This is a genomic window from Xanthomonas cannabis pv. cannabis (genome assembly GCF_000802365.1).
GTDB classification, from domain to species: Bacteria; Pseudomonadota; Gammaproteobacteria; order Xanthomonadales; family Xanthomonadaceae; genus Xanthomonas; species Xanthomonas cannabis.
The window spans coordinates 1-19,478 of record NZ_JSZE01000091.1 but is presented as its reverse complement, the minus strand read 5'-3'; the positions used below and the strand labels follow the sequence as shown (position 1 = coordinate 19,478).

Annotated in this window: 14 protein-coding genes and 3 pseudogenes; 13 read left to right on the top strand and 4 right to left on the bottom strand. The window is 67.2% G+C overall.

Features of this window, described 5'->3' with window-relative positions:
• Positions 1–581 precede the first annotated feature (581 nt).
• A pseudogene (locus tag OZ10_RS23230) lies at positions 582–1,388 on the bottom strand (PAS domain-containing protein); the annotation flags it as partial.
• 456 nt (positions 1,389–1,844) lie between these two features.
• On the bottom strand, positions 1,845–2,945 hold the full coding sequence (locus OZ10_RS14890) for a glycosyltransferase (RefSeq protein ID WP_039411945.1): 1,101 nt from the start codon (positions 2,943–2,945) through the stop codon (positions 1,845–1,847).
• 137 nt (positions 2,946–3,082) lie between these two features.
• Between OZ10_RS14890 and OZ10_RS14885 the strand changes: the two genes are divergently transcribed.
• From OZ10_RS14885 to OZ10_RS14880, 3 genes and pseudogenes are all read left to right on the top strand, one after another.
• Entirely contained in the window at positions 3,083–3,802 is a 720-nt protein-coding gene (locus OZ10_RS14885) for a response regulator (RefSeq protein ID WP_081419567.1), read from the top strand.
• A pseudogene (locus OZ10_RS23225) lies at positions 3,799–4,123 on the top strand (two-component sensor histidine kinase); the annotation flags it as partial. The gene OZ10_RS14885 and the pseudogene OZ10_RS23225, both read left to right, overlap by 4 nt.
• Positions 4,124–4,302: 179 nt before the next feature.
• A pseudogene (locus OZ10_RS14880) lies at positions 4,303–5,292 on the top strand (ATP-binding protein); the annotation flags it as partial.
• Positions 5,293–5,512: 220 nt separating this feature from the next.
• Here the strand turns inward: OZ10_RS14880 and OZ10_RS14875 are convergent.
• Positions 5,513–6,877, bottom strand: a complete 1,365-nt coding sequence (locus OZ10_RS14875; protein WP_039565660.1) for a glutamate--cysteine ligase — start codon at positions 6,875–6,877, stop codon at positions 5,513–5,515.
• A gap of 453 nt (positions 6,878–7,330) precedes the next feature.
• Here OZ10_RS14875 and OZ10_RS14870 point away from each other — a divergent pair, with 453 nt between their 5' ends.
• The gene (locus OZ10_RS14870) at positions 7,331–8,167 is read left to right on the top strand and encodes a helix-turn-helix transcriptional regulator (protein WP_039565659.1); all 837 of its coding nucleotides are present in this window, start codon (positions 7,331–7,333) and stop codon (positions 8,165–8,167) included.
• A gap of 106 nt (positions 8,168–8,273) precedes the next feature.
• Positions 8,274–9,254 carry an MBL fold metallo-hydrolase gene (locus tag OZ10_RS14865; RefSeq protein ID WP_039565657.1) on the top strand — a complete coding sequence of 327 codons (981 nt, stop codon included), beginning with the start codon at positions 8,274–8,276 and terminating at the stop codon, positions 9,252–9,254.
• 73 nt (positions 9,255–9,327) lie between these two features.
• Here OZ10_RS14865 and yihA read toward each other — a convergent pair whose 3' ends face one another.
• The gene (gene yihA / locus OZ10_RS14860; protein WP_039411921.1) at positions 9,328–9,951 is read right to left on the bottom strand and encodes a ribosome biogenesis GTP-binding protein YihA/YsxC; all 624 of its coding nucleotides are present in this window, start codon (positions 9,949–9,951) and stop codon (positions 9,328–9,330) included.
• 144 nt (positions 9,952–10,095) lie between these two features.
• Between yihA and OZ10_RS14855 the strand changes: the two genes are divergently transcribed.
• The 8 genes from OZ10_RS14855 to OZ10_RS14820 all read left to right on the top strand — a co-directional run bounded on the left by OZ10_RS14855 (position 10,096) and on the right by OZ10_RS14820 (position 19,416).
• Entirely contained in the window at positions 10,096–10,893 is a 798-nt protein-coding gene (locus OZ10_RS14855; RefSeq protein WP_039411918.1) for a c-type cytochrome, read from the top strand.
• A 92-nt stretch (positions 10,894–10,985) separates the two neighbouring features.
• Positions 10,986–11,636, top strand: a complete 651-nt coding sequence (locus OZ10_RS14850; protein ID WP_039411915.1) for a thiol:disulfide interchange protein DsbA/DsbL — start codon at positions 10,986–10,988, stop codon at positions 11,634–11,636.
• Positions 11,637–11,727: 91 nt separating this feature from the next.
• Positions 11,728–12,543: a thiol:disulfide interchange protein DsbA/DsbL gene (locus tag OZ10_RS14845; protein WP_039411912.1), complete on the top strand. Its 816-nt coding sequence runs from the start codon at positions 11,728–11,730 to the stop codon at positions 12,541–12,543.
• A gap of 49 nt (positions 12,544–12,592) precedes the next feature.
• Positions 12,593–13,330 carry an endonuclease/exonuclease/phosphatase family protein gene (locus tag OZ10_RS14840; RefSeq protein WP_081419565.1) on the top strand — a complete coding sequence of 246 codons (738 nt, stop codon included), beginning with the start codon at positions 12,593–12,595 and terminating at the stop codon, positions 13,328–13,330.
• A gap of 134 nt (positions 13,331–13,464) precedes the next feature.
• Positions 13,465–15,444: a choline BCCT transporter BetT gene (gene betT / locus OZ10_RS14835; protein WP_039565656.1), complete on the top strand. Its 1,980-nt coding sequence runs from the start codon at positions 13,465–13,467 to the stop codon at positions 15,442–15,444.
• Between the two features lie 38 nt (positions 15,445–15,482).
• The gene (gene betB, locus OZ10_RS14830; protein ID WP_039565654.1) at positions 15,483–16,955 is read left to right on the top strand and encodes a betaine-aldehyde dehydrogenase; all 1,473 of its coding nucleotides are present in this window, start codon (positions 15,483–15,485) and stop codon (positions 16,953–16,955) included.
• Positions 16,956–17,098: 143 nt separating this feature from the next.
• Positions 17,099–18,769, top strand: a complete 1,671-nt coding sequence (gene betA / locus OZ10_RS14825; protein WP_039411942.1) for a choline dehydrogenase — start codon at positions 17,099–17,101, stop codon at positions 18,767–18,769.
• A gap of 194 nt (positions 18,770–18,963) precedes the next feature.
• Positions 18,964–19,416 (top strand): MarR family winged helix-turn-helix transcriptional regulator, encoded by a 453-nt coding sequence (locus OZ10_RS14820; RefSeq protein WP_039565677.1) that lies wholly within the window; start codon positions 18,964–18,966, stop codon positions 19,414–19,416.
• The last annotated feature ends 62 nt before the right edge of the window (positions 19,417–19,478 follow it).

Sequence of the window (19,478 nt, the reverse complement as noted above, 5' to 3'; positions counted from 1 at the left end):
CGCGTGCGTGCCCACACCGCTTCGGCCTGCCGATTGACGTAGGTGAAACGCCATTGCGCATCCACGCCGTAGAAGGCATCGGAAATGCTTTCCAGGATGTCGCGGTTGCGTTCGGCAAGCTGCCATAGCGCTGCCTGCACCTGTCGCTGCTCGGTCACGTCCTGCACCACGGTCAGCCCGCCGGTCACCTTGTCGCCGTCGCGCAGCGCCACGGCGGTGACGCGCAACCAGCGTTCGCTGTCGCCCCCCACATGCACGAAGTCCACCGGCAAGGCGGAGTCCACCCCACGCAAGGCCAGCGCGCCTGGAAAGTCTTCGCTTGCCACCGGGCAGCCCTGCTGGTCAACGCCCTTCCAGTGCCCACCATGCACGTCGTCGCGCGACGGAATCCGGTCACCGAGCTGGCTGTGCAGACGCGGATTCCTGTAAGTGAAGATGCCGGCGGTATCGAACAATCCCACGCCGATGGGGACCTGATCGAGCACATAGGCCAGCCGCGCCTGGCTGGCGCGCAGCTGCACATCGGCCTGCTTGCGGGCGGTGACATCGACACCCGCCACGAACCATTCGCGGATGCGGCCATCGGCCTCCATCACCGGCACGGCCTTGGTCGACATCCACGCGACGCTGCCATCGCTGCGGCGTACACGGTGCTCGAGCATGATCGCGCTCCTGCCCTGGATGCCTGCATCGATGCGATCGCGTACCTGCGCACGATCCTCCTCGGGGATGTAGTCGGTGATCCAGCGCCGGTCCGGATCAACCACCCCCGCGAACGCGTCCGCACTGCCCAGCGCGCACATCTCGCTCCAGTCCGGGCTCACCCGGTAATGCACTTCGGAGCTTGCTGCAGACAAGGCCAGCAATCGCGATTCGCTGGCGCGCAGCGCGCGCTCGGACCGGTAGCGCTCGATGAAATCGGCCGCCGTCCATGCCAGCAGTTCCAATAGCCGTAGCTCATGATCGGCGGGACGATACGGGACGCTGAACTGCGTTCCGAGCAAGCCCAGCAGCGTGCCGTCGCGACTGAACAACGGCGTGAACTGGGCGGCACGGATGCCGCTGCACAGCGCTGCGTCGTAGTCCGGCGTGTGCTTGAGCGGCGCGAACGCTTCGATATCTTCGATCACCAGTTGCCGGCGTTCGCGGCGCATGGCCTGGCAGGTCGCCTGAAACCCGTCCTTGAGGAAATGCTGCACGAACGGGCTGTTTTCGTCGTGTCCTTGATAGACGCGCAACTCCATCTCGCTACTGTGCGCATCGACCAGCTGCACGCAGCCACAGGCGGTGCGCGCGAATGCGCAGGCAAGCGCGGTGATCTCGCTCAACGCGGCGCGCGCGTCCGCTTGCGCCGCCAGGCCGACCTGCAACGCATGCAACTGGCGCATGCCCTCCAGCTCGTCGCGCAACGCCACCTCTCTCGAACTGTGGCCCGGAGGGACTCTTCATTGTGACGGGATCTTTCCTGCAGGAGCCATGATCGATCACTCGCAATCCTTGGCAACCACAATGCGCGATCAACAGCGAAGAGGTTGTCAGCAGCGTGCTCGACACGCACCAGGCGCTGCACGATGACGGCAGCCGTAGCGCGTTCTCGATCAGCGTAGTCCTGGCACCCTAATCCATCGGCGCTTGGCGATACATCACGCAAGGCGCACCTACGGCAACGTCCGCTTGCCGCCGGCAGGCGTTGCGATGCAATCAGATGCTGATGAGGATCAGCCGGCCCGCAATCTGGCGGGGAGGTGGAAGCACCTCACGCGCATGCGCACACCGATCGATGGCAGCTCGGCACACGCAGGCGCTGCAGCATGTGCAGCGATGCAGCACGTCGACGTCGAATGTCAACGCTCGACCACGACTGCTTCGACACCGACCGCGTCGTCTGCCACATGCCCGGGCAGCGATGCCAGCACCGCATTCCGGAAGCGGGCCGCAAATGCGGCATCGTTGGCCTGATAGAAGGCGCGCGCATTGGCCGATAGCGCATCCAGCTGCACCTGCGGCATGGCGAGTGCGGTATCCACCGCCTGCGCAATGCCCGCTGCGTCCACGTAGTAATACGAGGCCAGGCGCCGCTGGCGCACCTCGGCCGCAGGAATCAGCACGCCATGCTCAGGCCGCACCAATTCGTTCATGGGCTCGCCATCGGTCGCCAGCGTCACCGCGCCGACGCTGAGCGCCTCCATCAGGTAGTGACCGAATCCTTCCGCCTCGGAAGGACACAGATGGAACAGATGGGCATTCTGCAGCCGGCGCAGTTCTGCATCGTCCAGATAACGGACGCGGTGATCGATGTTCGGCGCCACCACCGGCTTGCCGGCGGTGCGCGGGTTCTGCACCACGGTCAGCAGCGGCCACTCGGGGTGTTGCTTCCAGGTCTCCAGCAGCACGCGGGTACCCTTGGCGGTGCTGCGCCCGGCCAGGTGGAAAAACGCGCGCTGCCGCGGCACGTGCGGGTCGTAGCGATCCGGGCTGGTGAAACCGATGAACCGCGTGGTGCAACCCAGACTCTGGAAAATCCGCTCGGCATGATGGGTCTTGCACAGCACCGCATCGAAGCGCGGCAACAACGGCAGCCACTTGGGCAGCAGCCATTCCGGATTGGGCACCAGCAGATTGATCTGCCCCAGCGCCAGGCAGCGCGCGTAGACGCGTTCGGAAAAGATCTGCAGCGGCACCCGCCCGAACAGCGCGCGGCTGGCCCACAGCCGCGCTTCGCGGCCGGTGTCCTGCAGCCGCTGGCTGGTGAACCCCAGTTCCTGCACCGGCACGCCGCCGGCGCGCAGGGTCTGCGCCATCAGCACCATGTCGCGGGTCAGGCCCACGCCGTTGTCGCGGCTGATCACCCGCATCATCGGAAACGCCCTGGCCTGCGCACGCACACCGTCCGGCTGGCGCAGTGTCGAAGCGATGATGTCCTGCGCGATGTCCCGTCCCGTCATGGTGCCTTGCACGTGTGCCAATGGTTGACAAAATCCATCATTATTATGTTTGTTCCAGCCTTGCATCTGCGAGCACCATGTATCCGGTAGCCACCACCCCGCGCGGGCCAACCTCCGCGCCACCGACGATGACCTCCATGGATATGCAACAACCCCGCGTTCTTGTGGTCGACGACGACCCCGACCTGCGCAAGCTGATCGGCGAATTCCTGAGCGCCCACGGCTACCAGGTGGACGTGGCCGAAAACGTGGCGGACATGCGCACGCACATGGCGCAGCACCGCCCGGACCTCATCGTACTCGACGTGATGATGCCCGGAGAAGATGGGTTGAGTGCGGCACGTGCCCTGGCCAGCGAGCGCGGTTCACCTGCGGTCATCATGCTCAGCGCGCTGGGCAACGACACCGACCGCATCATCGGCCTGGAAGTGGGCGCCGACGACTACCTGGCCAAACCCTGCAATCCACGCGAGTTGCTGGCCCGGGTCCGCGCGCTGCTGCGGCGCAGCCAGGCCAGCAGCGAGCAGGCCGACCAGCGCGGCAACGTCTACGAATTCGCCGGCTGGCGGCTGGACGTGGTACGCCGCGACCTGCGCGACCCCACCGGCATCTTCATCAATCTGTCCGATGGCGAATTCGCCCTGCTGCGCACCTTCGTCGAGCACCCGCAGCGGGTGCTCAGCCGCGACCAGTTGCTGGACTATGCCCGCGGCCGCGACACCGACGTCTACGACCGCGCCATCGACAGCCAGATCAGCCGCCTGCGCCGCAAGATCAATGAGCGCGTCCATACCGAGTTGATTCGCACCGTACGCAACGAAGGCTACATGCTGCTGCCGAGCGTCTCGCGCCTGTGAGCACGCCGGCACGGCGCGGGCTGTCGATCTTTGCCCGTACGTTCGTGTTGCTGGCGGTGGCCCTGTTCACCGCCCAGGTGATCGGCATCGCCCTGCTGGTGATGCGCACGCCGGTGTACGAGCCACCGGTGCATCCGCCGGAGGTGGTGGCGCTGCTGTCCACGCGCATGCCGGCCGGTACCCAGACCCTGAAGGTGCACGATGGTGCGCAGGCGCCGACACCGCCGTCTGGCCAGGTGCGCGACCCGTTTGCGGAGATGCTGCTGGCGCATTGGCTGGACGTGGACGCACGCCACGTGCGGTTCTATCGCAGCGCCGACGAGCGCCAGGTCCCGCGTCTGGACGAGCAGCCGTCGCCGCGCGCGCGCAGGCTGCCGCAGATGGCCGATGGCGCCGCTGGCGACCACGGACAGCGGCCGACGGAATGGCCGCCCGCCCGTGCGGGTGCGGTCGCGACCGACGGCCGGCCCTTCGGCAGTGAAGCAGCGCCGGGCCAGGCGCCGGAAGACTGGGAAAACGAACGGCTGACACCCGGCGTGCCGCTGCTGGACGGCTTCACCGCCGCCCTGCAGCAGCCCGATGGCCGCTGGCGCACGGTGGAGTCGCCGCGCCGGCGGTTGTCGGCCGAATTCAAGACGCACGTCGTGTTGCTGTTCCTGGCCGGCCTGCTCGCCAACGTACCGCTGGCGTGGTGGTTTTCGCGCGCGCTGTCGGCGCCGATCAAGCGCTTTGCCGAAGCCGCCGACCGGCTGGGCCGCAACCCGCATGCCCCTGCACTGCAACGCAGCGGCCCGCCGGAGATCGTGCGCGCGGCCGATTCGTTCAACGGCATGCAAGCACGCCTGAACCGCCTGATCAACGAGCGCACCCACATGGTGGCAGCGATCGCGCACGACCTCCGCACGCCGCTGGCGCGATTGTCGTTTCGCCTGGACGACCTGCAACCGCCGCTCCGCGACAAGGCGCTGGCCGATATCGACGAGATGAAGGCGATGATCTCCGCCGCACTGGATTTCATCCAGAACGATCGTCATCGCGGCGAGCGCGCGCCGCTGGACCTGCGCCTGCTAGTGGAAAGCGTGGTCGACAACGCCACCGATATCGGCGCCGACGCGGTGCTGTTGCCGGGCCCGGCGATCACTCTGGACGGCGACCCGCTGGCGTTGCGTCGCGCGGTGATGAACCTGCTCGAAAATGCGCTCAAATACGGCAAATGCGCCCGCCTGCACCTGCAGCGCGATGGCGAGGACGGCGTGCTGTGGATCGACGACGACGGCCCCGGCATCGACCCGACCCAGCGCGAGCAACTGCTGCTGCCGTTCGTGCGTGGCGAGTCCTCGCGCAATCGCGGCACCGGCGGCATCGGCCTGGGCCTGTCGGTGGCGCACAGCATCGTGCTGGCGCACGGCGGCGATCTGCGGCTGGACAATCGCGCTCAGGGCGGATTGCGCGTGACCGTGCGCCTGCCGTGCATGCCGGAGCGGCGCTGAGCGCAGAGCGCGCCGGCCAACGGCGGGTCAGTGCGCGGGACCAGTGACGGCGGCGGTGCCAGCAGCGGTGGCGACAACACCTGGGGAGCAGTTGTCGGATGGGCATGGGGGGCGCACCCGCAAGACACAGTCTGTGCGCTACCGACAATCCACTGCGCGCACCGTCACCCACGGCAATGCGCGCCGCCTCACGGCGCGCCTTCCGCCGCGTGCCGCTCACTCAGTACGCAAACTCGCGAAACACGCGGTCGATATCGCCATTCCAGGCGCCGTGATACAGCGCCAGCTTGCGCTCGGCAGCGGTGACGCCGCTTTCGGCGATCTCGGCGATCACGTCCAGGAACCCGCTCTCGTCCTGCCCGTCGCGGTTCAGGCGTGCGCGGCGGCGCAGGCCTTGGCGTGCGATGTTGACCGCCTCCACTGCCAGATCGCGAGCAGTGCCGTTACGGAACGGCAGACCCAGCGCGTGCCTGGGCACGCCGTCGCGCAGTGCATGCCGCTCGGTAGGGCTGAAATCCTTGACCAGGTCCCAGGCCGCATCCAGCGCAGTCTGGTCGTACAGCAAGCCCACCCAGAACGCCGACAACGCGCACAGGCGATCCCACGGGCCGGCATCGGCGCCGCGCATTTCCAGATATTTCTTCAAACGCACTTCCGGGAACGCGGTGGTCATGTGGTCGGACCAGTCGCGCAGCGTCGGCAGTGCACCCGGCAGCGCCGGCAGCCTGCCCTGCATGAAGTCGCGGAAGCTCTGCCCGCTGGCATCGTGGTAGACGCCATCGCGGTAGGAAAAATACATCGGCACATCGAGCAGGTAATCGACGTAGCGCTCGTAGCCGAAGCCGTCTTCGAACACGAAATCCAGCATGCCGGTGCGGTCGGCGTCAGTGTCGGTCCAGATGTGCGAGCGGTAGCTCAGGTAGCCGTTGGGTTTGCCTTCGGTAAACGGCGAATCGGCAAACAGCGCGGTGGCGATCGGCTGCAGCGCCAGCGAGACGCGGAACTTTTGCACCATGTCCGCTTCGGTGGCGTAATCCAGGTTGACCTGCACCGTGCAGGTGCGCGTCATCATGTCCAGGCCGAGCGAGCCGACCTTGGGCATGTAGTTCTTCATGATCTGGTAGCGGCCCTTGGGCATCCACGGCATCTGGTCGCGGCGCCACTTGGGCTGGAAGCCCATGCCCAGGAACCCGAGCTGCAACTCGCCGGCCACCTGCGCCACCTCGTCCAGATGGGTGCCGGTTTCCACGCAGGTGTGGTGCAGGGTTTCCACCGCCGCGCCGGAGAGCTCCAGCTGGCCGGCCGGCTCCAGGGTCACCGAGGCGCCGTCGCGCAGCAACGCGATGGTGTGGCCGTTTTCCTGCACCGGCTCCCAGCCGAAACGGGTCAAGCCGGTCAGCAAGGCCTCGATGCCGCGGGCGCCTTCAAAGGTGGGCGCACGCAGGTCGTCGAGCTGGAACCCGAACTTTTCGTGCTCGGTGCCGATCCGCCAGTCCGCACTCGGCTTTTCGCCGGAGGCCAGCACCTGGACCAGTTCCGCGCGTTCGGTGATCGGCGTTTCGGCAACGTGGCTGGGACTCGACAAGGGCAGGCTCGCAAACGTAAGGGGTGGGACGATGTGGGGGTCCTCCCCAGCCACCGCAAGGCCCGCACTATACCCGCAGGGCATGGAAGAATTGCCGCCATCGGCCGGGTCTGAGATTTCCATCCATGCGCATGGCAGCGTCGAGGCTGGCGGCAGCCCCTGCACGCCGGCACGATCCTGCCGCAATGCCAAGCGTAGGCACCGCCGCCGGTGAGCGATGTCGGGCATGGCCGTCGCAGCAGCCTGCACTCACCACGGCCCTCGAACCCGACTCGCCTGGATCGCCCGGCCGCCGCCAGAAGGAAGGTTGCGCAATCGAACCAACCCGGGGGGCCAGGGACCAGCCCTCAGCAGCGTGCTTCATTCGCCCGTCGTGGGCCCGCATGACCCGGCAGAGCGGCAGGCACGGCGCTAGGCAGTGGCGCGCACACGATCCTGTAGCATCGCCCGGCCATGACCGTTGCGCCCACGCCCACGGACGCCCTGCTTGCGCAGATGGCCAGCCTGATGCACTGCGAGCGCGCCGAAGGCTTTGCCTGCGTGAGCGCGCGACGCGAGCACGGGGCGCGCTCGGTGGACCTGGCCCAGGCGCAGTTCGCCATCCTGCTGCAGGGCCGCAAGCAGGTACGCACGGCAACCCAAGTGCTGGAGTTCGGGCCCGGCGATCTGTTCCTGGTGACGCGCCGCTGCCGCATCGACGTCATCAATACCCCCGACCCGCACACCGGGCTCTACCTGAGTGCAGTGGTCCCGTTGTGCGAAGAGGCCCTGTCCGCAGCGCGGGCATTGTGGAACGAGCCGCTCCCCGAGGCCGGTGCCGACATCGCGCGGTTACCGGCCATCGCGTTCGACGGGCCGTTGCGGCAATGGCGCGATGCGCTACAACAGGGGTTGTACACCGAAGCGCGCCTTGCACTGGCCGCGTTGATCATCGGCGTTTGCCGTCGCGGCCACGGCGGTCTGCTGTTACCGCCTGCGCCCAGTCTCGCCGACCAGGTGCGTGCGCTGATCACCGCACAGCCACAACGGGCCTGGCGCTCGCGCGATATCGAAGACAGCCTGGGCATCAGCGGCGCCACCTTGCGCCGGCATCTGGCCGCCGAGCAGTGCTCGCTGCGCGACCTGATCACCGATGCGCGGCTCGCGCACGCGATGGCCCTGCTCTACACCACGCGCTGGCCGCTCAAGACCGTGGCCGCACGGGCGGGCTATCGCTCCACACGCAGCTTCAGTCAGCGCTTCCAGCAGCGCTACGGGCTGGACCCGGGCAGCATCGGCAACAGCCGTTAGAGCGAGCGCGGCGAGCGCTTGGCGCAGCGCAATGAGCGAATCGCGCGCGCCGCGGCGCCCAGCATGACGGCACCGCGGCGGTGCCGCCTGTCCTGGAGTTGCCCCCATGTCGTTTCCCGCCCTGCGTTCGCTGGCGCCCCTGCTGCTGGCCGCCAGCGCCACCCTCGCCCAGGCTGCCACGCCTGCCGGCACCCACCAGCAGGTGCCCGGTTTCTATCTGCAACGCATCGGCACGCTGCGGGTGACCGCGCTGTTCGATGGCAGCGTCGCATTGACGCGCCAGCAGCTGTCCAATCTCGACCCGGCCGAACGCGACCGGCTGCTTGCGCAGGGCTTCGTGCCCGAAGACGCCAGGGGACTGCAGACAGCAGTCAACGCGTATCTGGTGCAGGACGGCAGCCACCTCAGCCTGGTCGATACCGGCACCGCGCAGTGCCTGGGTCCTGGCCTGGGCCAGGTGCTGAGCAATCTGCGCGCCGCCGGGTATGACCCGACCCAGGTCGACGATGTCCTGCTCACCCACGCCCACCCGGATCACCTGTGCGGCCTGCTGGACGCCCAGGGCAAACCGGCGTTTCCCGCTGCCACGGTATGGTTGTCCGCTGCCGATGCCGCGTACTGGCTGGACCCCGCATCCGAGGCGGGCGCCGGACCGCTGCTGAAATTCGCGTTCCCGCTGGCGCGCGCGGCGGTGGCGCCTTACCAGGCGCAGGGACGTCTGCGCCGGTTTCAGCCGGGCGAGACCGCCCTGCCGGCCGGCATCGTCGCCCTGGACAGCCAGGGCCACACCCCGGGTCATGTCTCATATCGCTTCGACGGCGGCCCCGACAACACGCTGCTGGTGTGGGGCGACGTGCTGCACTACCACGCCGTGCAGTTTGCACAGCCGGACGCCTCGTTCGAGGCCGACAGCGACCGTGCCAGGGCGATCGGCTCCCGCCGCCGCATGTTGGCGCAGGCTGCGGACGGCCGGTGGTGGGTGGCCGGCGCGCACCTGCCGTTCCCGGGGCTGGGCCACGTGCGCCGCGACGGTGCCGCGTTCGCCTGGGTGCCGACCGAGTTCGGCGCGGTGCCGGCCACGCCCTGAACGCGAAACGGCGAGCCTTCGCCCGCCGTCGCGCATCGCATCGATGGGCCGCGGCGGTCACGGCCGCCGGGCATCACTCGGCGGCGGGCGTTTCCACATCCAGCCCCAGCCAGCCACCGACAATCCCGCGCAGTTCGTCCACGCCCTGGCGCGATTCGCCGGAGTAGGTCTGCACGGTCACGCTGTCGCCGAAGCGCGAGGTCACTTCCTTCTTGACCTTCTGCAGCGTCTGCATCTGCTGGCCACGGCCGAGCTTGTCGGCCTTGGTCAGCAAACCGTGCGCGGGCAGGCCGCGTTCGGCGGCATAGCCGAGCATCTGCAGGTCGTAATCCTTGAGCGGGTGGCGGATGTCCATCACCACCACCAGCCCGCGCAGCGCCTCGCGGGTGCGGAAATAGCGGTCGATGAAGGCCTGCCAATGCGCCTGCAGGTCCTGCGGCACCTTGGCGTAGCCGTAGCCGGGCAGGTCCACCAGGTAGCGCTCGGGCTGGATCTGGAAGAACACCAGCTGCTGGGTGCGGCCAGGGGTCTTGGACACGCGCGCCAGCGAATTCTGGCGGGTCAGCGCATTGAGCGCGCTGGATTTTCCGGCGTTGGAGCGGCCGGCGAAGGCCACCTCGTAACCGCCATCGTCGGGCAATTGCCGGGCGTTGTGGGCGGACAGGTGGTAGCGGGCTTGTTCGATAAGGAGCGACATCCCCCTAGGATCGCACGTTCGGGCTCTGCCGGTTTTGCTGCACTGTTCGTTGACCCTGGCGCAAAGGCGTGTCGATAATCGAAGCACGCCTGCCACAGCCAGCACCCAACGCGCGCGGGCCGGGTCCATACGGAGCTTTAGCTGATGCGCCATGCTCGTGTGCTAGTCCTCGCCACCCTCGCCGTGCCGGTCATCGCGGCCGTGGCATTTGCGCAGTCGGCGGTCACGCCGATCCCCGATCCGCCGCCCGTGCGCGTTGCGCCGCTGGAGGTGGATCTGGCCAAGACCACCTGGGGCGATGCCAAGGCCGGCCAGGCCAAGGCGGCGGCCTGCGCGGCCTGCCACGGCCCGGACGGCAACCCGGCGGTGGCCATGTATCCGCGCATCGCCGGGCAGACCGAGCGCTACGTGGCGCATCAGGTCGCGCTGATCGCCAGCGGCGAACGCAACACCGGCATGTCGGCGGTCATGGTGCCGTTCGTCAAGGACCTCACGGCGCAGGACATGCGCGACCTGGGGGCCTACTTCGCCACCCAGAAGTCCGCCGCCGGGGTGGCCGACGACGCGGCCATTGCCGAGGGCCCGTACCAGGGCATGAAGTTCTACGAGGTCGGCGAAAAGCTCTACCGCGGCGGCGACATCGCGCGCGGCGTACCGGCCTGCATGGCCTGCCATGGCCCGTCCGGCGGCGGCAATCCCGGCCCGGCCTACCCGCGCCTGGGCGGCCAGCATGCCGAGTACGTGGCGCGGCGCCTGAAGGAATACCAGGCCGGCACCACCCAGGAGCGCAATCCGGCGCTGTTCAATATCATGGCGCAGGTAGCGCACCCGCTGACCGAGCAGGAGATCCAGGCGCTGGCCAGTTATCTGCAAGGTCTGCACGACCGCGCCGACGATGCGGCCGCCGCCCAGATGCCCGCCGGCACCCCGGCACGCTCATGAGCTGACGGACGCACCTGCCCCACCGTGTCACGACGCCGGTCCCGAGACCGGCGTCGTCGTTTCCCGCTCTCCCCTCGCCCCACGGAGCCCGCATGAATCTGCTTTCCCGCCTGTCCCTGCTGTTGTTGATCCTGGTACCGCTGGCGGCCTGCGCCGCCGACAAGACGGCACCACCGGTCGAAGGCGAGGACTACACCCTGATCGACGGCGGCCAGCCGTATGCGCCGCTGGCCGGCAAGGTCGAAGTGGTCGAGGTGTTCGGCTACACCTGCCCGCATTGTGCGCATTTCGAACCCACGCTGGAGGCCTGGGCCGCCAAGCAGCCCGCGTACGTGCGCTTCACCCCGGTGCCGGCGGCCTTCGGCGGGTTCTGGGATGCGTTTGCGCGGGCCTATTTCGCCGCCGACATCCTGGGCGTGGCCAAGCGCAGCCACCGCGCGATGTTCGATGCCATCCATGAAAAGCAGAGCGTGCCGACCCAGAACGTGTCCGCAGACGAACTGGCCGTGTTCTATGCCGACTACGGCGTGCCGCAGCAGCGCTTCGTCGACACCTTCAAGAGCGAGGCGGTGGACGCCAGGCTCAAGGCCGCACGCGAGTTCGCCCTGCGCAGCAAGCTGCCCGGCACGCCGGCCCTCATCGTCAACGGCCGCTATCTGATCGGCGCGCGCAATTATCCGGACATGCTGCGCGTGGCCGACTACCTGATCGCCCGCGAACACGCCGCACCTGCCAAGCGCTGAACCGCGTAACCGCCACCGACAGCCGCCCGTGGCATCATGCGCCCCGCGGCCGTCCGGCCCTTTCCTCGCCCCACGCTGGAGATCCAATCCGATGAAGACCCGCTTCGCCCTGACGCTGATGGCGCTGCTGCCGATCCTGGTCGCCTGCAAGGCCCAGGACGGCTCGTCCGACACTGCGCCCGCCGCCACCACGCCGGCGGCCGAGACGGCGCCCGCTCCGGCCGCTGCCACACCGGCCGCCGACCCGGCCGCCCCGCCAGCGGTGGGCGAAAGCGCCACCACCCCGCCGCCGGCCGCACCCAGCGCCGCCCCGCGCGCGCCGAATGGCCCGGAGCCGGTCGCCGGCACCGACTATCTGGATATCGACGGTGGCCAGCCGTATCAGCAGGCCGCCGGCAAGATCGAAGTAGCGGAGGTGTTCGGCTATGTCTGCCCAGCCTGCAACGCGTTCCAGCCGCTGATCGGGCCGTGGAAGGCCGGGCTGCCGTCGGACGTGCATTTCGTCTACGTGCCGGCGATGTTCGGTGGTCCATGGGATGACTACGCGCGCGCCTTCTACGCCGCCGAAACGCTGGGCGTGCAGGAAAAGACCCACGAAGCGCTGTACAAGGCCATCCACGTCGACCAGAGCCTGAAGGGCGAGCGCGGCAAGGACTCGGTGCAGGACATCGCCGCGTTCTACGCCAAGTACGGCGTGGACTCCAAGACCTTCATCGACACCATGAGCAGCTTCGGCGTCTCGGCCAAGACCAACCGCGCCAAGCAGTTCGCCACCCGCAGCAAGATCACCGGCACGCCGTCGCTGATCGTCAACGGCAAGTACCTGGTCAAGGGCCAAAGCTTCCCGGACATGCTGCGCATCGCCGATCACCTGATCGCGCGCGAACGCGCCACGCTGGCCAAGTGAGCCGGACGACCGCAACGCCGTGAACGCTTCGGACTCGCGCACCCTGCGGGTGCTGACCGCCAATATCCAGGCCGGCTCCAGCACCCGCCGCTACAGCGATTACGTGACCCGCAGCTGGTCGCATGCGCTGCCGCTGGGAGCAAAGCGCACCAGCCTGGACAGCATCGCCAAGCTGGCCGGCGAACGCGACATCGTCGGCCTGCAGGAAGCCGACCCGGGCAGCCTGCGCTCGGGCTTCACTAACCAGACCCACTACCTGGCCGAGCGCGCCGGCTTCCATTACTGGAGCCACCAACCCAACCGCCGCATGGGTGGGGTGGCCTCCAGCGCCAACGGCCTGCTCAGCAAGCTCGAACCGCTGGAAGTGCAGGACCATGCCTTGCCCGGCCGCATCGGCGGGCGCGGCATCCTGCTGGCCAAGTTCGGGCAGGGCCGCGAGGGACTTGCGGTGGCGGTGGCGCATCTGTCGCTGGGCGCCAATTCGCGCATGGCGCAGCTGGCCTTCATCGCCGAACTCCTGTCCGAGCATCCCAACGCCATGCTGATGGGCGACTTCAACTGCGTGGCCGACCGGCCGGAAATGCAGGCCCTGTACCGCCATACGCGCCTGCAGCCGCCGAGTTGCGTGGTGCATACCTTCCCGAGCTGGCGGCCGGACCGGGCGATCGACCATATCCTGGTCAGCGACAGCCTGGTGATCGAACACACCGAAGCCATACCGGCAGCGTTTTCGGATCATCTGGCGGTCGGCATGGATATCCGCGTGCCACGACAGCTGCTGCGCTAGCGCACGCAAGCTGCCAACGGGTTCGCACTGGCGAACTCGACCGATGACACCCCCTCGACACCGCCTGTGCGATAACGCAGGCGGTTTTTTGTTGGGAGCACATCACGTGATACGCATCGTATGAGTGCGTTGCCATGAGTGCGACAGCGCCGCACACCCAGCCGGTCCGTACCTTGCGCCCGGTGTTCGTGCTGGCGGCCACGGTCGTATGCACGTTCGCCGTGCTGGTGTCGTTGTTTCCGCTTGAATCAGGCCGCGTACTGCTGGATGCGCAGACCTGGGCCTCGCGCAATGTCGGCTGGTACTACCTGCTGGCAATGACGGTGTACCTGGTGTTCGTGCTGGGCGTGGCCTTGTCCAGCTACGGCAACATCAAGCTCGGTGCCGATCACGACGAACCGGAATTCAGCTATCTCTCCTGGGCCGGCATGTTGTTCGCGGCGGGCATCAGCATCACGCTATTCTTTTTCTGCGTCTCCGAACCGCTCACCCATTATCTGCAACCGCCCCAGGGCGGCACCGGCAACGGCGAAGCATCCGCCCGGCAGGCCATGCAGTTGCTGTTCCTGCACTGGGGCCTGCATGGCTGGGGCGTGTTCGCGCTGGCGGCGATGGCGCTGGCCTATTTCGCCTTCCGCCACAATTTGCCGCTGGCGTTGCGTTCGGCGCTGTATCCGCTGATCGGCAAGCGTATCAACGGGCCAATCGGTTACACCGTGGACGCACTGGGCATCGTGGCCACCGTGTTCGGCCTGGGCGCGGACATGGGCTTTGGCGTGCTGCACCTCAACGCCGGCCTGGGCACCTTGATGGACGTGCCGCATGCGCACTGGGTGCAGGTCGCGCTGATCGCGGCAATGATGGGCGCGGCAATCATTGTCGCGGTCTCCGGCGTGGAAAAGGGCGTGCGCTGGATGTCGGACATCAACATGCTGCTGGCGATCGCGCTGTTGCTGTTCATGCTGTTTGCCGGCCCCACGCAGTACCTGCTCAATGCCTTGATGCAGAACCTGGGCGACTACCTGGGCAGCGTGGTCGGCAAGAGTTTCGATGTGTATGCCTATGGCGGCCGCGCCGACTGGCTGGGCAACTGGACGGTGTTCTACTGGGCCTGGTGGATCGGCTGGGCACCATTCGTGGGCTTGTTCATCGCACGCATTTCGCGCGGGCGCACCATTCGCGAGTTCGTGCTGGGCGTGCTGTTGATACCGCTCGGTTTTACGCTGGCGTGGCTGTCGATCTTCGGCAATAGCGCACTGGATCAGCTCCTGCACCACGGCCAGTCCGCGTGGGCACAGCAGGCCATCGATGCCCCTGAGACGGTGTTGTATTCGCTGCTGCAGAGTTACCCGTGGAGCCGTACGGTGATCACGGTGACCGTGGCGATCAGCTTCGTGTTCTTCGTGACCTCGGCCGATTCCGGCACGGTGGTGTTGTCCACGCTGTCCTCGCATGGCGGTGAACCGCACGATGACGGACCGCGCTGGCTGCGCGTGTTCTGGGGCGTGCTCACTGCCGTGGTCACCGCAGGCCTGTTGCTGGCCGGCAGCATGGACGCGCTGAAATCGGCGGTGGTGCTGGCATCGTTGCCGTTCTCGGCGGTATTGCTGTTGATGGCGTGGGGGCTGTCGCGCGCGCTCAGCGAGGAATCGCAGCGCAAACGCGCACAGCTGCATAGCCCCAGTCCGTTGATCGGGCAATCGCGCCATCATGGCGGCTGGCGCCAACGCCTGGGCCAGGCCATGCATTTCCCGGCGCGCGACGAGGTCTATCGCTTCATGCGCGACCAGGTGCGCCCGGCCATCGAGGCGGTGACTGCACAGCTGCAGGAAGAAGGCTGGAACGTCAGCAGCCGCATCGACGACGGCGACATGGACATCAGCGTCGATCATGGCGAGCAACAGGGTTTCCGCTACCAGGTGGTCCTGCGCGGGTATCTCACCCCGTCGTTTGCTGCACAGCGCCTGCGCAACCAGCGCTATTACCGCGCCGAAGTGTATCTGTACGAAGGCAGCCAGGATTACGACCTGGTCGGTTACAGCCGCGAGCAGATCATCAACGACATCATCGATCAATACGAGCGTCACCTGCAGTTCCTGCACCTCACCCGCTGAGTTGCAGCACTACGGCGCCTGTCCCCAGGAGGTTTGTCATGCCACGTTTTCCCGACCAGTTGCTGTACATCGGCGGCCGCCATGTTCCCGCCCGCGGCGGCCACACGTTCGAAGTGGTCAACCCCGCTACCGGCGAGGTGCTGGCCAACGTGCACAGCGCCGGTGCCGACGATCTGGATGCTGCCGTCGACAGCGCCAGGGCCGGCCAGCGCGAATGGGCGGCGCTGACCACCGTGGAGCGCTCGCGCATCCTGCTGCGCGCGGTGGCCCTGCTGCGCGAGCGCAATGATGCGCTGGCCGAACTGGAAACGCTCAACACCGGCAAACCGCTGAGCGAAACCCGCAGCGTGGACGTCGTCACCGGCGCCGACGTGCTGGAGTACTACGCCGGTGTGGCGCACGCACTGCAGGGTGCGCAGGTGCCGCTGCGCGAGGGCAGCTTTTTCTATACGCGGCACGAGCCGCTGGGCGTGGTGGGCGCCATCGGCGCGTGGAATTACCCGATCCAGATCGCGCTGTGGAAGGCCGCACCCGCGCTGGCGGCCGGTAACGCGATGATCTTCAAGCCCAGCGAAGTCACCCCGCTCACCGCACTCAAGCTTGCCGAGCTGTTCACCGAAGCCGGCTTGCCCCATGGCGTGTTCAATGTGCTGCCCGGCGATGGTGCCAGCGTGGGCACCGCGCTCACCGAACACCCGCAGATCGAAAAGATCAGCTTCACCGGCGGCACCGCCACCGGCCGCAAGGTGATGGCCAGCGCATCGAGTTCGTCGCTGAAGGACGTGACCATGGAACTGGGCGGCAAGTCGCCGTTGATCGTGTGTGCCGATGCCGACCTGGATCTGGCCGCCGACATCGCGATGATGGCCAACTTCTACAGCTCCGGGCAGGTGTGCACCAACGGCACCCGCGTGTTCGTGCCGCGCGCGCTGCGCAACGCCTTCGAAGCGCGGCTGCTGGCACGCGTGCAACGCATCCATATCGGCGATCCGCTGGATACGCGCACCACCTTCGGCCCACTGGTCAGCGCGGCGCACATGCAGCGGGTGCTCGACTACATCGAACAGGGCAAGGCCGAGGGTGCACGCCTGCTGTGCGGCGGCGAGCGCCTGCGCGATGGTGCGCTGGCGCAGGGCTATTACGTGGCCCCGACCATCTTCAGCGATTGCACCGACGTGATGGCCATCGTGCGCGAAGAAATCTTCGGGCCGGTGCTGAGCCTGCTCACCTACGACGACGAGGACGAAGCGATCACACGCGCCAATGCCACCAGCTATGGCCTGGCGGCCGGCGTGGTCACGCCAGATCTGGCGCGTGCACATCGGCTGATCCATCGCCTGGAAGCGGGCATCTGCTGGATCAACACCTGGGGCGAGTCGCCCGCACCGATGCCGGTGGGCGGCTACAAGCAATCCGGCGTGGGGCGCGAGAACGGCCTGGCCACCTTGCAGGCGTATACGCGTACCAAATCGGTCCAGGTCGAGCTGGAACGCTACGCCTCGGTCTTCTGAGGGGTTCGCCCCAGGTCGCAGTCGCTCGGCGGCTGCCTCCTGCCAACCAGGCGCGGGGCGTGGTCACACGTTGCCGCGGCAAGCCCGCACACCTGCGCCGCACCTCAACTGCCGCGGCATCGCAGATGCTTCAGGAGACCACCATGCAACGCGAATACGACTACATCATCATCGGCGCAGGTTCGGCCGGTAACGTGCTGGCCGCGCGCCTGACCGAAGACCCGGGCGTGACTGTGCTGTTGCTCGAAGCGGGCGGGCCGGACTACCGTCTGGACTTCCGCACCCAGATGCCCGCAGCGCTGGCATTTCCGCTGCAGGGCCGCCGCTACAACTGGGCCTACGAGACCGAGCCGGAACCGTACATGGACAACCGGCGGATGGAGTGCGGGCGCGGCAAGGGCCTGGGTGGCTCCTCGCTGATCAACGGCATGTGCTACATCCGCGGCAACGCGCTGGACTTCGATCACTGGGCCAGGCGGCCAGGCCTGGAGGACTGGAGCTACCGCGATGTGCTGCCCTACTTCCGCAAGGCCGAAACGCGCGACATCGGCGCCAATGACTATCACGGCGGCGACGGCCCGGTGAGCGTGGCCACGCCGAAGAACGACAACAATGTGTTGTTCCATGCCATGGTCGAGGCGGGCGTCCAGGCGGGCTACCCACGCACCGACGATCTCAACGGCTATCAACAGGAAGGCTTCGGGCCGATGGACCGTACCGTTACCCCGCGCGGCCGCCGCGCCAGCACCGCGCGCGGTTACCTGGACATGGCCAAGCCGCGCGATGGCCTGCACATCGTCACCCACGCCACCACGGACCGCATCCTGTTTTCCGGCAAGCGCGCCATCGGCGTGCATTACCTGGTTGGCAACAGCAGCGAAGGCATCGATGCGCATGCGCGCCGCGAAGTGCTGGTGTGCGCCGGCGCGATTGCATCGCCGCAACTGTTGCAGCGCTCCGGCGTGGGCGCGCCCGATCTGCTGCGTGCGCTCGACGTGCAACTGGTGCACGACCTGCCAGGGGTGGGCCAGAATCTGCAGGACCATCTGGAGGTCTACATCCAGTACGCGTGCACCAAGCCGGTGTCGCTGTACCCGGCTTTGCAATGGTGGAACCAGCCTGCGATTGGCGCCGAATGGCTGTTCGCCGGCACCGGCACCGGTGCCAGCAATCAATTCGAAGCCGGCGGCTTCATCCGCACGCGCGATGAGTTCGACTGGCCCAACATCCAGTACCACTTCCTCCCCGTCGCCATCAATTACAACGGCAGCAATGCGGTGAAGGAGCACGGCTTTCAGGCGCATGTCGGCTCGATGCGCACGCCCAGCCGCGGACGCGTGCATGCCAAGTCGCGCGATCCGCGTCAGCATCCGTCCATCCTGTTCAATTACCAATCCACCGACCAGGACTGGCAGGAATTCCGCGACGCGATCCGGATCACCCGCGAGATCATCGCCCAGCCCGCGCTTGATGCGTACCGCGGCCGCGAAATCAGCCCGAGCGCCGATTGCAGGACCGATGCGGAACTGGATGCCTTCGTCCGCGCACGTGCGGAAACCGCCTACCACCCGTCGTGTTCGTGTGCGATGGGCACCGACGACATGGCCGTGGTCGATGGGCAGGGCCGCGTGCACGGCATGGAAGGCCTGCGCGTGATCGACGCGTCCATCATGCCGCGCATCATCACCGGCAACCTCAATGCGACCACCATCATGATCGCCGAGAAGATCGCCGACCGCATGCGCGGGCGCACTCCCTTGCCGCGCAGCACGGCCGACTATTACATCGCAGGCGATGCACCGGTTCGCCGTTGAGTCGAGCGCTTGCTTGAAACTGTAAGCGCGAGCGCGCCGGTCGCTTCGCGCATCGGCAGCGGCGCATCGCGTTGCAGGCGCTCGGCAACAGCACCGGGCGCCACTTCATCGTCAACGGTACTGCTGCCTGCAAGATCACCGCAGCGCCATTGACGCAAACACTTAGCCCGGCACACGTGGGCTATCCTTTGCGCATGACCTCGGACATCCACCCGGAAGCCGCCATCGCGCCCGGCTATCTGGCCAACCATGCCGCGCGCGTCTTCAATCGCCTGGTCGATGCCCGCCTGCGCGAGCATGGACTCACGCTCGCGCTGATCGGGCCATTACTGCTGTTGTCCTGGAAGGGCCCGATGCTGCAGCGGGACCTGGTGCGCGAGTCCGCGGTGAAGCAGCCGGCGATGGCCGCGTTGCTGGACAAACTTGAAGCGATGGCGCTGATCGCGCGCGAAGCATCGTCGACCGACAGGCGCGCCGCCACCGTCCGCTTGACCGCGGCAGGGCAAGACGCCGCCGCAACCGGGCGTACCGTCCTGCTCGATGTCAATGCACTCGGCGTCTCAGGATTTTCCGGCAAGGACGCCGGCCTGCTGACGGCGCTTCTCGGCCGGCTCATCGCCAACCTGGAATCCGCTGCCGGCGAATAGCATCACGCATGATATTTACGTATCATGCGTGATGTAAATTCACTGCAGGAGTGGTCGCATGT

Bases quoted from the DNA above. Each gene is read 5' to 3' on its own strand.
- OZ10_RS14890 (WP_039411945.1), bottom strand. From the start codon at position 2,945: ATGACGGGACGGGACATCGCGCAGGACATCATCGCTTCGACACTGCGC.
- OZ10_RS14885 (WP_081419567.1), top strand. From the start codon at position 3,083: ATGGATATGCAACAACCCCGCGTTCTTGTGGTCGACGACGACCCCGAC.
- OZ10_RS14870 (WP_039565659.1), top strand. From the start codon at position 7,331: ATGACCGTTGCGCCCACGCCCACGGACGCCCTGCTTGCGCAGATGGCC.
- OZ10_RS14865 (WP_039565657.1), top strand. From the start codon at position 8,274: ATGTCGTTTCCCGCCCTGCGTTCGCTGGCGCCCCTGCTGCTGGCCGCC.
- yihA (WP_039411921.1), bottom strand. From the start codon at position 9,951: ATGTCGCTCCTTATCGAACAAGCCCGCTACCACCTGTCCGCCCACAAC.
- OZ10_RS14855 (WP_039411918.1), top strand. From the start codon at position 10,096: ATGCGCCATGCTCGTGTGCTAGTCCTCGCCACCCTCGCCGTGCCGGTC.
- OZ10_RS14850 (WP_039411915.1), top strand. From the start codon at position 10,986: ATGAATCTGCTTTCCCGCCTGTCCCTGCTGTTGTTGATCCTGGTACCG.
- OZ10_RS14845 (WP_039411912.1), top strand. From the start codon at position 11,728: ATGAAGACCCGCTTCGCCCTGACGCTGATGGCGCTGCTGCCGATCCTG.
- betT (WP_039565656.1), top strand. From the start codon at position 13,465: ATGAGTGCGACAGCGCCGCACACCCAGCCGGTCCGTACCTTGCGCCCG.
- betB (WP_039565654.1), top strand. From the start codon at position 15,483: ATGCCACGTTTTCCCGACCAGTTGCTGTACATCGGCGGCCGCCATGTT.
- betA (WP_039411942.1), top strand. From the start codon at position 17,099: ATGCAACGCGAATACGACTACATCATCATCGGCGCAGGTTCGGCCGGT.
- OZ10_RS14820 (WP_039565677.1), top strand. From the start codon at position 18,964: ATGACCTCGGACATCCACCCGGAAGCCGCCATCGCGCCCGGCTATCTG.